The 14,918-nt window shown below is 39.0% G+C and carries 13 protein-coding genes; 9 read left to right on the forward strand and 4 right to left on the reverse strand.

Annotation, left to right across the window (positions count from 1 at the left end):
* Positions 1–177 precede the first annotated feature (177 nt).
* Positions 178–852, reverse strand: coding sequence for a DUF421 domain-containing protein (locus D8M04_RS08020; RefSeq protein WP_121522412.1), 675 nt, complete (start codon positions 850–852; stop codon positions 178–180).
* 177 nt (positions 853–1,029) lie between these two features.
* Between D8M04_RS08020 and D8M04_RS08025 the strand changes: the two genes are divergently transcribed.
* Together D8M04_RS08025 and ilvD are read left to right on the forward strand one after the other, a co-directional pair.
* Positions 1,030–1,701: a FadR/GntR family transcriptional regulator gene (locus D8M04_RS08025; RefSeq protein ID WP_121522413.1), complete on the forward strand. Its 672-nt coding sequence runs from the start codon at positions 1,030–1,032 to the stop codon at positions 1,699–1,701.
* Positions 1,702–1,805: 104 nt separating this feature from the next.
* Positions 1,806–3,476, forward strand: a complete 1,671-nt coding sequence (ilvD, locus tag D8M04_RS08030; protein ID WP_121522414.1) for a dihydroxy-acid dehydratase — start codon at positions 1,806–1,808, stop codon at positions 3,474–3,476.
* Between the two features lie 86 nt (positions 3,477–3,562).
* Here the strand turns inward: ilvD and D8M04_RS08035 are convergent, their stop codons facing one another.
* Positions 3,563–4,447 carry a LysR family transcriptional regulator gene (locus D8M04_RS08035; protein ID WP_121522415.1) on the reverse strand — a complete coding sequence of 295 codons (885 nt, stop codon included), beginning with the start codon at positions 4,445–4,447 and terminating at the stop codon, positions 3,563–3,565.
* A 296-nt stretch (positions 4,448–4,743) separates the two neighbouring features.
* On the opposite strand from D8M04_RS08035, the gene D8M04_RS08040 reads away from it, so the two are divergent.
* The 7 genes from D8M04_RS08040 (at position 4,744) to D8M04_RS08070 (ending at position 11,269) form a co-directional block, all read left to right on the forward strand.
* Complete coding sequence (locus tag D8M04_RS08040) at positions 4,744–5,520, forward strand: SDR family NAD(P)-dependent oxidoreductase (RefSeq protein WP_121522416.1); 777 nt, start codon at positions 4,744–4,746, stop codon at positions 5,518–5,520.
* 35 nt (positions 5,521–5,555) lie between these two features.
* A complete protein-coding gene (locus tag D8M04_RS08045; RefSeq protein ID WP_121522417.1) occupies positions 5,556–6,833 on the forward strand; it encodes an aromatic ring-hydroxylating oxygenase subunit alpha in 1,278 nt (425 codons plus the stop codon).
* A complete protein-coding gene (locus D8M04_RS08050) occupies positions 6,830–7,309 on the forward strand; it encodes an aromatic-ring-hydroxylating dioxygenase subunit beta (RefSeq protein WP_121522418.1) in 480 nt (159 codons plus the stop codon). Before D8M04_RS08045 ends, D8M04_RS08050 begins: the two co-directional genes overlap by 4 nt.
* 18 nt (positions 7,310–7,327) lie before the next feature.
* Positions 7,328–8,344 carry an NAD(P)/FAD-dependent oxidoreductase gene (locus D8M04_RS08055; RefSeq protein WP_121522419.1) on the forward strand — a complete coding sequence of 339 codons (1,017 nt, stop codon included), beginning with the start codon at positions 7,328–7,330 and terminating at the stop codon, positions 8,342–8,344.
* Between the two features lie 24 nt (positions 8,345–8,368).
* A complete protein-coding gene (locus D8M04_RS08060; RefSeq protein ID WP_121522420.1) occupies positions 8,369–9,376 on the forward strand; it encodes a VOC family protein in 1,008 nt (335 codons plus the stop codon).
* 524 nt (positions 9,377–9,900) lie between these two features.
* On the forward strand, positions 9,901–10,938 hold the full coding sequence (locus tag D8M04_RS08065; RefSeq protein WP_121522421.1) for an amidohydrolase family protein: 1,038 nt from the start codon (positions 9,901–9,903) through the stop codon (positions 10,936–10,938).
* 97 nt (positions 10,939–11,035) lie between these two features.
* Positions 11,036–11,269, forward strand: a complete 234-nt coding sequence (locus D8M04_RS08070; protein ID WP_121522422.1) for a 4Fe-4S binding protein — start codon at positions 11,036–11,038, stop codon at positions 11,267–11,269.
* Positions 11,270–11,381: 112 nt separating this feature from the next.
* Here D8M04_RS08070 and D8M04_RS08075 read toward each other — a convergent pair whose 3' ends face one another.
* Both D8M04_RS08075 and D8M04_RS08080 read right to left on the reverse strand, forming a co-directional pair.
* Positions 11,382–12,782: a purine-cytosine permease family protein gene (locus D8M04_RS08075; RefSeq protein ID WP_121522423.1), complete on the reverse strand. Its 1,401-nt coding sequence runs from the start codon at positions 12,780–12,782 to the stop codon at positions 11,382–11,384.
* Between the two features lie 901 nt (positions 12,783–13,683).
* Positions 13,684–14,838 (reverse strand): acyl-CoA dehydrogenase family protein, encoded by a 1,155-nt coding sequence (locus D8M04_RS08080; protein WP_121522424.1) that lies wholly within the window; start codon positions 14,836–14,838, stop codon positions 13,684–13,686.
* Between the last annotated feature and the right edge of the window lie 80 nt (positions 14,839–14,918).

A 14,918-nucleotide genomic window follows, 5' to 3' on the forward strand; every position in this document is an offset into this window, starting at 1 on the left:
ATTTTATCAAAAGGTGTCCTTTTTGTTTACTTAAAAATGGCATAAAAGGCGTGGGGCCTACAGTTTTATATTGTAAGCCCCACGCCTTATTTTTTATTCACTGGGGTTTTGTCCCAGCCTCATTATATTTATATATTCATGTAACTATAGCAAAACTTTTATACATTTTATAAAAAACTAATCATTCGTTTCTATAATAAAACCATTTTCTTCGGACCATTCAGCATAGTAAATATTTGTTATGTCATCATACCCTCTTTTATTCATTTCATGGATTAACCATTCTTTATCTTTGCCAATAGATTTAAGAATCTTATACTCTATTTCCCCCTCATCAATCAGTAAATGAGATAGTGAGGATTCCCCAGAATGGATGTCCAGCATCTCAGCTGTCACAGCTGACTCGGAATCCTTCTTCATCACACTTAATTGTCCACCTGGTTCTAAAATGGCATATTTCACTTCTTTTAATGAAAATATTCCTTGTTGTCTTAGAAGGGACCTGAGTTGTTCTAATTCTAGTTTATTTCTCTTAAGCGCTTTTATAACTAGTTCACCATTATCTACAATGATGGAAGGCTCTCCTTTTAATACGGGTCTAAGAACTTCAAATTTCCTAATAATCATTTCAATGATATAGATGAGCAAGGCCCATAATGCAATAGTATAAAGAACTTCCCAGATGCTTACCAAATCATCATAAATAGATTCTTCGAGAAGTCCGCCAAGAACTAATAGATATACAAAATCGATTGGTGTTAATTGAGATAGTTCTTTTTTGCCTAATATACGGACAACGATAAGCAGTGCGAAAAGACCAAATATAACTTTTACAGTTATAGAAGTATCCATTTCACTTTCCTCCTTACTCTAGTATTCTATTTAATACCCCTCTTTTTACTTTCCAAACAACCTAGTTAGAGCTTGAATAAAATACTCTAATATAAATGAGGAAAATCTGACTAATTAATGCAGCACTAGTAATGTGTTATACTTGAGAAAATTAGGATTAAGTGATAGGTGAACCAAATGAAGAGACTGTCAGATAGTATAGCAGAAGAAATTCTATCCATGATTACAATTGAAAAAAGATTCATCCCGGGAGATAAACTCCCAAATGAAATAGAGTTATCAGCTGAGCTTAATATTAGTAGAACAACATTGCGTGAAGCAATAAGAATATTGGTTACCAATGAAGTATTAGAAATCAAGCGCGGTAGAGGAACCTATGTTAAAACAGATATGAATTTAAATCAAACGGTAAAGTCCTTACATGATCTCTCAAATGCTAGAATAAATGCAAAAGACTTGTATGAAATGCGTCTAATCTTTGAACCGGAAGCTGCATATTATGCGACGATACGAGCTAGTGATGCCGAATTGAACCGTATACTTGACTATGGAAAGCAAATTGAACAAAAGATAAATCAAGGTAAGGATCGAACAGATGTAGAACAAAAATTTCATAAAACGATTGCTAAGGCTACCCATAATGAGTTTATTGACAAACTAATGCCAGTTATTTTTCAAGCAATCGATAAAGGTGTCATATTATCTCAGCATAATGAAAGTGTTGTAAAAGATACGTTAAATGACCATAAGATGATTATGGAATTTATGAAGGCAAGAAATCCTGAAGGTGCAAGAAGTGCAATGAAGATTCATATTCTAAGAGCGATGAAGGATTTAGAGATGGAATAAAAAAATTATAAATATAAACACCCCGGTTGTCATACAACGGTGTTGACATCAGACAACATAACATTTAAAATAGATTTAAAATTTAAAAATATGGAGGGAATCAGATGAGAAGTGACATGATTAAAATAGGGGTCGATCGTGCTCCTCACCGCAGTCTTTTATATGCAACTGGAAAAGTAAAGCCGAAAGATTTTGAAAAACCCTTTATTGGTGTTTGTAACTCATACATAGATATTATTCCTGGTCATGTACATTTACGAGAGTTTGCTGACGTTGTGAAAGAAGCGATTATCGAAGCCGGGGGTATTCCTTTCGAATTTAATACAATCGGTGTGGATGATGGGATTGCAATGGGACATATTGGAATGCGTTATTCCCTGCCGAGTCGTGAACTCATTGCAGATTCCGCCGAAACAGTAATTAATGCGCACTGGTTTGATGGTGTATTCTATATCCCAAACTGTGACAAGATTACGCCAGGTATGCTGATGGCGGCTGCTCGTACGAATGTCCCTTCCGTATTTGTTTCCGGTGGACCGATGGAAGCTGGAGTAAGTGCAACAGGGAAACAAATTTCTTTAACCTCTGTATTTGAAGGTGTTGGTGCCCATAAATCAGGGAACATGTCTGCCGATGAACTCTTAGATATTGAGATGAATGCTTGTCCAACATGTGGTTCCTGTTCGGGTATGTTTACTGCGAATTCAATGAACTGTTTAATGGAAATGCTGGGTGTAGCACTTCCTGGGAATGGTACCATTGTTGCTACAAGTGAAAAGCGTAAAGAATTAGTCCGTGAAGCAGCGAAACAATTAGTTCGTATGATTAAAGAAGATGTGAAACCGCGTGATATTATTACAAAAGAAGCGATTGATGATGCATTCGCACTTGATATGGCAATGGGCGGATCGACAAATACCGTCCTTCATACATTAGCAATTGCGAAAGAAGCGGGAATTGATTACGACTTACAGGATATTAATAAGGTTGCAGAAAGAGTGCCATATTTAGCCAAAATAATGCCTGCATCTGATATTTCAATGGATGATATCAATAAAGCTGGTGGAGTAGAATCAATTATTAATGAACTAACCAAAATCCCGGGAGCAATTCACCCAGAAAGAATAACGATTTCTGGTAAAACAATGGGTGATCTTGTAAAAGATCATCATATAAAAGACCCAAATGTGATTCGCACAAAAGACAACCCATATAGTCCTGTCGGAGGTTTATCTGTATTGTATGGAAATATTGCTCCAGAGGGCTCTGTGATTAAAGTAGGGGCAGTGGATCCATCGATTAAAACATTTACTGGGGAAGCAATTGTCTTTGATTCACAAGATGAGGCTCAAGAAGCGATAGACAATGGTATCGTACAGGAAGGTCACGTTGTCGTTATTCGCTATGAAGGACCAAAAGGCGGACCTGGTATGCCAGAAATGCTAGCACCTACCTCAGCTATAATGGGTCGTGGACTTGGAACGAAAGTGGCGTTAATTACAGATGGGCGCTTTAGTGGTGCATCTCGTGGTATTTCAATCGGTCACATTTCACCAGAAGCTGCAGAAGGCGGTCCAATTGCGCTAATTGAAAATGGCGATATTATCGAAATTGACTTACCAAGCCGGACAATGAATGTTAAAGTGTCGGAAGAAGAATTCACAGAACGACGTAAGAACCTGAAGCCATTTGAACCAAAAATCAAAACAGGATGGTTAGCAAGATATTCTAAACTTGTCATGAATGCCTCTAAAGGTGGCATTATGAGTATTTAATTTGATAGTTTAATAGATTATGGATGAATGTACCCCTTTCTCGTCTCGATGAGAAAGGGGTATTTAGATATATCTTTTTGTCTCGATTAATGCACTTCTTTATACTTATGATTAATAATAGAGTAGATGATTTTCTTTGATAGCTTTTGAATCTGGGTATTTTTACGGTATTGGACGTAGACTTTATTGGGTATTTGCTGAAGTTCAGGGATGGATCTAATAGCAATACTTTCCGCATAGCGTTTGTCCATTCCGAGTTCAGGAATTATACCGATTCCAATTCTATTCATAACTGCTTGCATAAGCATTTCATTGTTGTCAAGGTCAATCCGTGTTGTTGGCTGGATACCAAGCAATTGCCGATCAATCAAATTCCATAATGTTGATTTTCTTCGATAGCTCAGTATGGTCTCCCCGCATAAATCCTTTAATTGTATTACTTGTTTCTTCGCTAAAGGATGGTTCTTAGGTAAGACAACGATAAGTGGATTATCAAACAAAGGTTCCGAAACTATATCCTTTTTATTGGTTAACACATTTCTTGTGAAAACTAAATCCAACTCACCAGCTAACACCATATCGCTTAAGTTAACAGAATCAAACCCCTCCTTTACCTGAATATCCATGTCACCTGCAGATTGAATGGTTTTTAGCATTTCAACAATAAATGAATAGGAGTAGCCAGGGGAGAAGCCTACCTTAATAACAGGCTCTTTCATTAAGCCAGAGATTTCTTTGGAGTGTTTCATATAGATGAGGATATTTTTTGCATATTCCATGAATACATTGCCTTCTTTTGTTAAGAAAATTTCATGCCCAATACGCTTGAATAACTCACATTGCAAGATTTCTTCTAAATTCTTAAGCCGAGATGTAATCGTTGGTTGCGTTACGTTTAGCACTGCGGCAGCTTTTGAAAAACTTCGGTACGTTGCGACTGTCAGAAATGTTTCTATTTGACTCTCATTCATCCTATATCCTCCTGTGATTAGGTTTGTCAAACAACTGATAGTAAGCGTTTACAAAGTTGTGTTTTTTTAAGTGTCTTCTTAGAATTTTTAATTACCAGAATAATCCTATTATATAGCATCTTCTAATAAAAAGGTTATAAAATGTTTTTTGGAATTGGTCAAAAAATCAAAAAATATTTAATTGGAGTTCCGATGGACCCTTTACTATAATGAATACCAAGCAAGGATATAACGTCCTTTTATAGCCTATAAGTTATTGAAAGGGATTACAAAAGGATAGAGAGGAGTATTAGCATATGGAGGATGTTTTATTAAGCGAAACGCTTAAAGGAAAAGTCGCTATTGTGACAGGATCAGCCCGAGGAATAGGGCAAGCCATCGCATTAAAATTAGCTAAATCAGGGGCCCATGTTGTGGTCAGTGGAACGAATGAAGAACGTACCAGAAAAGCAGCAGAGGAGATACAAGGGCATGTGAATTCAGAGATTACTTATTATGCTGGAGATCTTTCTATTGAAGAAAATGTCCAATCGATGGTGGATCAGACAATCCAACGTTATGGTAAAGTTGATATCCTGATTAATAATGCAGGTGGCGGCGTGATTTTACCTTTCTTAGAACAGACACCGGATACACTTAGAAAGACAATTGACCGTAATCTATGGACAACTATTTGGTCTTGCTACAAAGTTCTTCCCCATATGGTGGATGCCAAGTTTGGCAGGATAATTAATGTCGGTGCAGATTCAGTGCGAAATGGGCTGTGGGACCATGCGGCATATAATGCGGCAAAAGGTGGTGTGCATGCGATGACAACAGGCCTTGCCAGAGAGTTCGCCAAATATGATATTACTGTTAATACCGTCGCTCCGCCAGCAGTAGATTGCGAGGCCTTAGATGCGATTCGTGATCGTGATTCCGAATTAGTCGACAAATATATTCAAATCATTCCTAAGGGAAGAGCGGCGGCAGTAGAGGAAGTTGCAGATGCTGTCTGGTATCTGGCGACAGAAGGTGCAAGCTTTATTACTGGGCAAGTGATCAGTGTAAATGGCGGCAGTAATATGTTGTAATAGCGTTTACTAAAAAATGAAAGGAAGGTACTTAAATGAATAGCTTTGTCATTGATGATAAAGAAAAGAGTGAATTTCTTGTTCACCGCAGTGTATTTACGGAACGCGAAATTTTAGCAAGAGAACGGGCAGAGATATTTAACAAATGCTGGTTATTCATCGGACATGAGTCAGAGTTAAAAGAACTAGGTGATTACAAGCGAAAAAAAGTTGGCGGAAGAAATCTGCTGTTTGTTCGAAGTCAGGATGGAGAAATTCGAGCACTATACAATACATGTCCACATCGTGGTGCATTGGTTTGTCGTGAGAATGAAGGGAACTCTCGGGTATTTCGTTGCTTTTACCATGCGTGGAGCTTTACTAATGACGGCAATCTTGTTGGAATGCCTGGAAAAGATGGATTCCCAGAAGATTTTAATGCTGAAGGTACGAAGAATATGAAAGCGGTTAAAAGAGTGGAAAGCTATCGAGGTTTTGTTTTCGTAAACTTTGATGATCATGCTATTTCCTTAGATGAATACCTGGGTAATGCAAAAGAATACATTGATTTGGTTGCAGATCAGTCAGATGCAGGGCTCGAGGTTTTAGGTGGCGTCCAGCAATACAGTGTTCGTGCGAATTGGAAGCTGCTGGCAGAAAATAGTGTGGATCTTTATCACGGAATGCCAACACATAAAACCTACTTTGATATTAAGCAGGAACAAGACCCTAATTTGAAAAGGGTTCGCTTAGAAGGACATGGTCGTGAACTGGGTAATGGACATGGAGTCATGGAATATGTAGCACCGTGGGGTCGCCCAATTGCACAATGGACGCCGATATGGGATGAAAAATTAAAAGAAGACATGGAGAAGATAAAAGCGCGTCTAAAAGAAAAATATGGAGAGGAAAGAGCTGAACGTATTACAAACTACAACCGTAATATCCTTATTTTTCCGAATCTTGTAATTAATGACATTATGGCTGTTACAGCAAGAACGTTTTATCCGACCTCGCCTGGCTATATGGAGGTAACTGGTTATGCACTTGCCCCAGTAGGAGAGCCTGAGGATCATCGTCTAGCAAGAAACAATAATTTCCTGGAGTTTTTAGGGCCTGGTGGGTTTGCTACACCTGACGATAACGAGGCATTAGAACTTTGCCAAGAAGCCTATACAAATAACTCAGAAGTAGAATGGAATGATATTTCTAAAGGAATGATTCGTGAGGAAAATGCAATGGCAACAGACGAATTACAAATGCGAGCTTTTTGGAGGCAATATAAGAAGATTATTAAACCATCCATGATGGAAGAGGAGGTAACGATGAAATGACAGTAACACGCCAAAATGTCGTTGACTTCCTCTATCACGAAGCAAACTTACTAGATGAATGGAAGCTATTAGAATGGGCAGAGCTTTTTACTGATGATGCCAGCTATACCGTCCCACCGATTTATGAGCCAGATGCAGATGCAACAAGATCTTTATTTTATATACATGATGACCGGGATAGGATTCAAAAGCGAGCAGAACGGCTTCTGAAAAAGGAAGCCCATGTGGAGTATCCCCATTCCACTACCATTCGAAACTATCATAATGTTTTAGTACAAGACTTAGATCAAGACACGATCAAGGTGCTTTGTAATTTCACAACCTATCGAACCAAACGGGAAGTATTAGATAGCTTCATAGGGAAACAACAGTTTGAAATTGTAAGCCAGGATGGCAAGTTGAGAATAAAGAAGAAGAAGGTCATCCTCCATTTAGATAGCTTACGACCACAGGGGAAAATTAGCTTAATTCTGTAGGGAAAGTGGGGTCTATAGATGAAGGTCTATGACATTACAATTATTGGCGGCGGACCGGTAGGCTTGTTTACAGCCTTCTATGCCGGAATGCGTCAAGCATCAGTAAAGATTATAGAGAGTCTGCCAGAATTAGGGGGTCAGCTTACTGCACTTTATCCGGACAAATATGTATATGATGTTGCTGGTTTTAAGGAAATAAAGGCAGGAGAGCTTGTTGGTCGGTTAACTGAGCAGATGAGTCAATTTCAACCAGACATTTGCACAGGAGAAGAGGTTCAAGAGGTTGAGAAAAGTGAGGATTATTTTACAATTACGACAAGCAAAGATGTGCATTATTCTAAAACCATTATTATCACAGCCGGAAATGGCGCGTTTAAGCCACGTACGATGAATCTTCCGCGTGAAGAAGAGTTTGAAGAAATGAACTTACATTATCGGATTCAGAGTTTACAGGACTTCAAGGATAAGCAGGTTGTTATTTTCGGAGGTGGAGATTCAGCTGTTGATTGGGCATTAATGCTGGAGAAAATTGCTGCAAAGGTAACGATTGTACATCGCAGAGATCGGTTTCGTGCACACGAGCATAGTGTCCAACGTATGAAGGAATCGAATGTAGAAATTGTCACACCTTTTGTGCCCAAAAAAATCATAGGTTCAGAGCGAATTAATGAGGTGGAGATCGTTCAGGCTGGTGGCGAAGAAACACGAAGGTTAGAGGCAGATGAATTTCTTGTTAACTATGGGTTTATCTCGAATCTAGGACCAATTAATGATTGGCAGTTACACATTGAGAAAAATTGTATTGTTGTTAATTCTCGAGCGGAAACCAATATTCCGGGAATCTATGCAGTTGGTGATATTTCAACATATCCTGGAAAGGTCAAACTAATGGCAACGGGTTTTGGAGAGGCGCCTATAGCTGTAAGCAATGCAAAGGTGTTCATCAACCCTGAAGAATCTCTGCACGGTGCACATAGCACGTCGATTATGAGTAGAAAGAATAATAAACAAAAGAAAGCTAGAGTACTAAGCTAATAAAAATATTGGGAGGTTTAATAGATGGCAAAGGTAACAGAAGAAATAGTAAAACAATCAGCAGAAGAAAGGTTAGCAAAATATTTACGTACAGTAGCACATTTGGGACACGTGGAAATTACAGTAACGAATTTTGAAGCATCCTTGGACTTTTTTACAGATATTATGGGTCTCGTAGTAACGGAAATAGAAGGGGACCGAGCATATTTGCGAGCTTGGCAGGATTTCGACCACCATACACTTATTCTTCAGGCTTCCAACGTATCCCAAGTAAAGCATATGGCATGGAGAGTAAGCTCAGATGAATCTTTAAAGCTGTTTGAAAAGCAATTAAAGGATATGAATATTGATTTTACTTGGGTAGATGGAGGTACAAAAAAAGCGATAGGAGATGCTATCCAATTTAAATCTCCAAGTGGGTTGCCAATAGAATTGTATTGGGAAAAAGAGAAATTCTTGACAGAAGATTTAAATCTTATTTCGAAACTGCCAAGTCATCCAAGTAAATTCCGTATGCATGGCGTATCACCGCGCCGGTTTGACCATGTGAATTTATTGGTTGACGATGTGAAAAAGGAGCAGGAATGGTGGACAAATCTCTTAGGAATTCATCATCGATACTATATTAAAAACCAGGAGGACGTACGCTTAGGATCTTGGTTAAGTCGTACGAATATTGCCCATGAAGTTGCTTTAATGCGTAACTCCAATCAAAATGGTTCAAAGTTCCATCATTTGGCTTACTATCTGGATTCTCCGGATGAGCTGATTCGGGCTGCAAATATTATGGCAGAGAATGAGATCCAAATTGAATGGGGTCCAGGAAAGCACGGCACAAGTGGAGCGCAATTTATCTATGTGTTTGAGCCGTCAGGTCACCGAGTAGAAATTTGGACAGGAGGATTCCTAATATTTTCTCCAGATTGGGAAGCAATTGAGTGGGAGTCCAGCGTCGGCAAGCTTGGCTTAGAAATGTGGGGAAGCACACCTCCAGAATCGTATTTCACATATGGAACGAAAATTGGAGAATAGAGGAATAGAGTTGGACCGTGTCTGCTCAATACCTTGTTTGGATGAGAGCTATTTTCATATTGATTTATGGAAGGACATAAATAGGAGAGTTTTGAGTATTATAATTCAGTATTTAGCATATAACCCGGGAAACACCTTTTAATTATGCGCTTGATTTCCGCTGCGGGCAGTCGCTTTCCGCGGGCGGCTGGTGAGCCTCCTCGTGCTATCGCACTTGCGGGGTCTCACCTAGGCCTGTCCTCCCGCAGGAGTCGACTGCCCTCCGCTCCAATCACTTTATATGTAGAGTAGTGTTTCCCTAACATGTCAAAGATTAAAGAAGCACCTTATCAGCGGAGGAAATACACGGAGACTCCTGCGGGAAAGCGAAGACGCTGAGACCCCGCAGAGAGCGGTCTTTGCGAACGAGGAGGCTCAGCGCGAGCCCGCGGAAAGCGTAGTGTATTTCCGAAGCGGTGTTACCCGCTGTTTTGAAATGAGTTAAAACAAAAAAGAGCCTGGAATGATAAAAGGAGGCGTGATGCATGAGTGAGATACTGCGGGTTGATTTTCATACCCATATTATTTCTGAAAATTTTCTTAATCTAGCTGAGAAGTACAATGATGATCATTGGCCGGTATTAGAGAAGACGTGTTCCTGTGGAGCGAAGATTATGATTCAAGGGAAAAACTTTCGCGAAATTACAAACCAAGCATGGGATGCCGAAGAGCGGATCAGGGACATGGACAAAGAGGGCATAGATGTTCAAGTGTTATCCCCGATTCCCGTAACATTTAGCTACTGGGCAGATGGAAAGAAAGGATTGGAGATGGCAGCGTTTCAAAATGACTTTATTGCTTCCATTGTAAAACAGCATCCAGATCGTTTCATTGGATTAGGAACAGTGCCATTACAGGATGTTGATTTGGCGATTCAGGAAATGGAACGTGCGGTGCTTGAATTAAACTTAAAAGGGTTAGAAATTGGAAGCAATGTGAACGGTCAAAACCTTGATGACGAGCAATTAGAACCGTTCTTCAAAGCTGCTCATGAATTAAAAGTTCCGCTATTTGTTCATCCATGGGCAACGGTTGGGAGAGAACGAATGCCTCGCCATAATTTTATGTATATGGTAGGGATGCCTTCTGAGACGGCATTAGCTGCAGGGAGTATCATAATGAGCGGCATGCTTGACCGATATCCAGACTTGAAGATTTGCTTTGCCCATGGTGGTGGTTCTTTGCCATACTTACTTCCGAGAATGGACAAGGGCTTTGAAGTATGGCCGCATATCCAGAAGACAGTCGAGCCTCCAAGCTATTATGCGAAGAAGCTGTACTACGATTCACTTGTATATGAGCCAAAAAATCTGCAATTTATGATAGAAGAATTCGGTACCGATCGGATTATTGCTGGCTCAGATTATCCGTTTTTACTGCGGGAAACTCCATCTGGTAAGGTGGTAGATCATTTAGATAAACTTAGTGAAGAAGAAAAGGCAAAAATACACGGTCTAAATGCCATACAGTTCTTAGGTTTGGATGCAGGTGCCTATCAAAAGAAAATAGAGCATACGAAATAAAATACCATTAGAAAATTTGGCTTTCGCCATCCCTAGTTGCATTTAAGCAGGCGAGTAAGTTTTACATGCCAAGTGAGGCGGGAAGGAGGAAAAAAACATGGCATTTGTCATTTTAGATGCATGTAAAGATGAGAAAGCAGGAGAATGTGTGCAAATTTGCCCGGTTGATTGCATAGAAAAAGGGCCAGATCAATTTTTTATAGACCCGAATTTATGTATCGAATGTGGCGCATGTGTAGCAGCATGTCCAGTAAATGCAATTGTAGACGAACACGATCTCGCACCAGAACAAGAAGTACAACTTGAAAAAGCAGAAGCCTTTTTTGGTTAACCTAGAGAACTCTGGGATGAGTAGAATGCTGAATTCTCTTGTTCCAGAGTTTTCCTATCCTTCATATTTAAGAAAAGCTCTCTATCACTTTAGTGATAGAGAGCTAAAATAACTACGCGATATAATCTTCTCTGGCAATATCGTTTGCTTCTTCTTTAATATAATATTTTCCCTTTGTAGTAATGGCTAGAATGACTGTGAGGACTGCAGCCAATAAGCTTGAGAAGAATGCGGCAGTGCTTTGCAGGAATTCACCCATAAACCCAAGAGCTGCTATTGTACCTAGAATAATTGCAATTAGCAGGGAAACAACCCCAACTGGATTCCATTTAAATAGCATATCTTGTCTAGATTCATAATATCTGGGTCCAATCTTCAAGATCTTTTTAACGATAACTGCGTCAGTTACTAGAATCGTTGCCCAAGTCATTAAGAAGACACCTTGGAATGTCATAGCTAATTCTAGATGATTTGTGATTCCACCAAGCATTAGAATGATGGCAGAAACTCCAGTAACAACGACCCAGAAACGTCTCCCTGGTGTGAATTTAAATACATTTTCAAAGAAGTTAGCCAATGAGAGCGAACCACTGTAAATGTTGGTAATATTAATTCTGATTTGAGTTAGCATAGTGAATAATACTCCCCATATACCTAGCAGAAGTACAATATAAACACCAGGATTTGGTTCTCCTAAACGAACACCGAACCAAATACCGAGCCCACCCATAACACCAAAACAGAAAATTTGTGGAATAAATCCAATTGCAAAGATACCGATCTTCATATCTTTTGGCTTAAGGAAGCGAGCATAATCAGATGCTAACAATGGAGTTAATCCCATAATTCCATGTTGCATTCCGATACAAAGCAATAAGGCTGTTCCACCTACTTGAGCCCCTTCTGGCATATAAGACCAGAAGCTTCCTTCGTAAACAGATGGTGTCATAGCAGCCATCACAATCGCAGCAATCAAAAATACAAAGAATAGTGGAAGTGACCATTTTTGCAGTTTATCAAGCTGCTTAATTCCGAACCAATTTAGAGGAATAACCATTGTTCCAAAGATAAGTATTAAAACCCATTCAGGAATAACAGGTAGAAACTCATGAACGGCAGCAACTAATATCATTCCTTCAAGTGCACAATACATAATAAAATTAGTAGCATAAATAAATGAGGTTAACGATGCACCGATATAACCAAATCCGCCGCCTCTTGATAACAAGTTGACGTTCATACCTGATTTAGCTGATAGATATGCAATAAAGGTTCCTAAAATACCAGCAACAATAATAGCGTATACCGCTGAAATAATGGCATTAACCGCACCGAATTGCAGTGCCATTACACTTCCCATTTGGAAATAAAAAATAGCTGTAGCAATACCAAATGTTATATTGGTAATACTTAGCCATCCCATGTTTCTTTTACTACGAGGTACTCTGTCTAAAGAGTAGTCATCACCCGTATTTCCTGTAGGTTGATTATCTGTATTATTTACAGACTTCATAATGAACAACTCCTTTTTTGTTTGTGAAACAATTCACATATTGTGTAAGTAAATTTTCAAACCCTCACTGACAGTAATGTATAACCTAAATAAGGCCGGAAAATCGACATTAGGTTATAACTATCAATAAATGCTTGACAGATAGGATAGTATATCTGCATTAGAGTAATTAGGCCATTCGCCTGTTAGACTTTGCAAATACAAATTTTGCAAAATTTGTAGGAAGGTGTTTAAAGAACCCCTTTTTGAAGTAGTAATTGGTGGGGACGAGGGAAAGCCCGCTGAATGAAATTACTATTTGACCAAGATTTGGTCATTGACTAGCTGTGCAACTGCTTTTAACTATAACAAACTATTTTGAATTAAACAAGTGCAGGAATACGAAATAAATGAGCGTTAATGGCGAAATAACAGTTATAATGACCGTTTAACTGTCTTTATCTTTGGTAAGGTCTCTTATAATCACTATTATTTCGTTAGATCGACCGAAAATTCATTACTTTCCTAAAAGAAGTATGTATGTCAGTCCTATATTAACTAAAATAGTTGATTATGATGTCAAAGATTTAACCACCTTTTAAAAACAGATAAAGCGATCATCCCTATGCCGGTCTATAGCTTTCGCTCTTAATAGAGGTTATCATAGATACTTCTAGTAAAAAGACGAGGCTGGGACATAACTTAATTGTTTGAATCAAAAGACCAATAATGAACTATATTAGCGTAGTGTATTTCCGGAGCGGTATTTCTCCGCTAGTCAAAGTTCGGGTTTTCCTTTAAAAAAACTTTTGTCCCAGCCACATCTATTCATTTTATAATACTTGATGATACTGCCAAAGTTACGGAGAATTTCATGCAGTTTAATGCTAGGCCAACTAGGTGAACCAATATAAAATATGACTTATCGAACTTCTGCGATGGATTTACTAGCTAACTGCATCACAGTCATATCATCCATTGGTGGATTGTGAAGCCCTGCCCGGACATCGCGATAATAGAGCTGAAGTCTATTAGCTTCAGATAGGCTTCTTGCACCAACAATTCTCATTGCTAAGTCGACTATTTCAATAGCTTTATTTACAACAGATAACTTTACAGCTCCTAGTTCTGGACCCATTGTGTTCCTTGTTGCTTCATCACTCTCATCCCATTTTCTGGCAACAGAATAAAGGAAGTGTCTGGCTTCTAAGATTTTGAGCTCTATTTCCCCGATTTTTTGTTTTACATTCGGCAATTCTGAAATGGTGCCTTTAATACTGTTTGGAGCATACGTTGTTGCAAACTCCAAAGCTGCTTGCTGAGCAGCTTGGGCTATTCCGATATAGCAAGCAGGAATGTGTAGTAGCCAACCAGCCGGCTTTCTTTTTCCAGTCGATAGTATTTCAACTAGGTCATTTTCTTCTACCTGAACATCTTCTAAAACCAAATCATGACTTCCCGTACCACGCATAGCGATTGAATCCCAAGTTTCCTCTATCCTTACTCCAGCTCTTTCTCGATTAACAAGAAAGTTCCCAACATCTTCGGTACCATCAATGGAGGCACTGACGACAAAATAACTTAAGATGGGGGAAAGTGTTGTAAATGTTTTACGCCCATTAAGTATCCATCCCTTGCTGCTTTTTTTGGCAAAGGTTTCTGGTTTGCCACCACGTGTAGGGCTTCCTGTTGCGGGTTCTGTTGCTGCATTGTTAAGCAATGCACTATTTTCCTTTATTTTTTTTGCCACTAAAGCAAATGTTTCTTCTTTCCAGGCTTTATTTTCTCCAAGGTGCTTGATAATACCCATGTGCCATCCAATAGAAAGTGCTGTCGAACCATCGGCTTTTCCAATTATCTCTTGATAGCACAGCATCTCATAAAGAGAGATCCCAAGCCCGCCATAATCCTTAGGCAATGTTAAGGAAGGATAGCCAATAGCTTGTAGCTCATGGAAATTTTCAAATGGAAAAATTCCTTTTTTATCGTGTTCCAATGCTCGCTTAGAAAAAGGCTCAACTGTTTTGGATAACAGTTCGATTCTTTCCTCCATTGTGTTTAGTTCCAATAAATTCATTTGTATACCCTCCATATAGAACAATCTAATCATATAGAACAACTTGGAATTATATCCATTATTATTCCATGATTCTATAA

Source organism: Oceanobacillus piezotolerans (assembly GCF_003665065.1).
Lineage (GTDB): Bacteria > Bacillota > Bacilli > Bacillales > Amphibacillaceae > Oceanobacillus > Oceanobacillus piezotolerans.